This window comes from Streptomyces sp. P9(2023), assembly GCF_032436795.1.
GTDB lineage: Bacteria > Actinomycetota > Actinomycetes > Streptomycetales > Streptomycetaceae > Streptomyces.
In genome coordinates, this window is the sequence record NZ_JAUPWM010000379.1 from 1 (window position 1) to 280 (window position 280).

Annotated in this window: 1 protein-coding gene; it reads right to left on the reverse strand. The window is 53.9% G+C overall.

Annotation, left to right across the window (positions count from 1 at the left end; translation table 11 throughout):
• The coding region (locus tag Q5762_RS38025; RefSeq protein WP_315896881.1) for a hypothetical protein at positions 1-280 on the reverse strand (280 nt) is incomplete at both ends.

A 280-nucleotide genomic window follows, 5' to 3' on the forward strand; every position in this document is an offset into this window, starting at 1 on the left:
ATAGAAAGTCGATAATCATAGGCCCGTTTCACGTCCCGGCGAAGGGCTTCTATAGTCTCCTCGCTCAGTCCATCGTTTATCAGCACGGGTTCCACGATCTCAGCGCCGTTAAGGGCCGTGATAGATAGGATCACCCCGCTGCCCAGGAAGCGTTCCCTGCCCACTCTCTTAAGATCAGCGTGGGCCTTGGAGAGATACAGAATGTCCCCCGCCTTCCAGTTTCTCAAATCCTTCAGAGCCTGAACCAGCCTGCTAGGTTTCTTATTCATGACGGTCGCCT